Source organism: Cryobacterium sp. Y62 (genome assembly GCF_002929785.1).
Classification (GTDB): domain Bacteria; phylum Actinomycetota; class Actinomycetes; order Actinomycetales; family Microbacteriaceae; genus Cryobacterium.
This window is the reverse complement of the sequence record NZ_PJJK01000003.1, coordinates 1-1,086: the sequence shown is the minus strand read 5'-3', so window position 1 is coordinate 1,086 and position 1,086 is coordinate 1. Positions and strand designations below refer to the sequence as shown.

1 pseudogene is annotated in these 1,086 nt (G+C 60.3%); it reads right to left on the bottom strand.

Going from position 1 to position 1,086, the window contains the following annotated elements:
• Positions 1 to 2: 2 nt before the first annotated feature.
• Positions 3 to 968 (bottom strand): annotated as a pseudogene (locus CXY71_RS00020) (transposase); the annotation flags it as partial.
• Positions 969 to 1,086 lie beyond the last annotated feature (118 nt).

Sequence of the window (1,086 nt, the reverse complement as noted above, 5' to 3'; positions counted from 1 at the left end):
GTTTAGGCGGCTAGTTCGAGGCGGTCATTCTTGGTGGGTTTGTCGGCTGGTTTGTTGATCCATGCCGTCTCGGGAATGGAGAGAATCTTAGGTGCCTGGGTCGTACTGAATCGCTCGGGGAAGCGCGCGCGTACCGCGTCCAGCGTCGCTGCTCGTTCGATGGCTTTCGCTGCTGCGAGGCCGTAGTGAACGTCGGCGGGCGTGTTCAGGCCGATCCCGGAATGGCGATGCTCGTGGTTGTAACCGTCGACGAATGAGGCCATGAACGTCTTCGCGTCGGTGAGGGAGCCGAAGCGTTCGGGGAACGTCGGAGCGAATTTCAAGGTCTTGAACCACGCCTCGCTGTAGGGATTATCGTTACTCACCCGAGGCCTCGAATGCGACTTGGTGACCTCCAGATCAGACAGCAACACCGCGACGGTCTTGGACGTCATCGACGTGCCGCGGTCAGCGTGAACGACCTGCGGTACGCCGTGAATGCCGAAGATCTCCTTCATCATCTCCACCGCCAGCTCTCCCGATTCCGACGCGTGAACATACGCGCCGACGATGTAGCGCGAGTAGATATCGATCATCACGTAAGCATCGAAGTACTTCCCCTTGATCGGACCGGCTAGTTTCGTGATGTCCCACGAATACACCTGACCTGGTCCCGTCGCCGTCAGCTCGGGGATCGCCCGGGCCGGATGGCGTGCCAAGCGGCGGCGGTCCTTGACCTGCTGGTTCTCGTTCAACACCCGATACATCGTTGATATTGAGCACAAGTAGGTGCCCGCGTCGAGCAACTGCGCGTAGATCTGGATCGGCGGCAGGTCCACGAACGGCGTCGAGTTGACGACGTCGAGAATCTGCCGGCGGTCGCTGTCGCCGATCTTGTTCGTCGGAATCATCGCCGGCCGACGCACCGGAATGCGTCGTTTCCGGGTGGCTGTCGCTCGAGGGATCCCGACCAAGTCGGCCGCGACACGAGTCGAGATCCCTCGGCTGGCCAGTTCGCGGTAAGCGGTCATTACGGCAACGCACGCGGTGTTTCGTCCCGCGAGCTCTTCGAAAGACTTTCGAGTAGCTCGTGCATTTTTGACATGA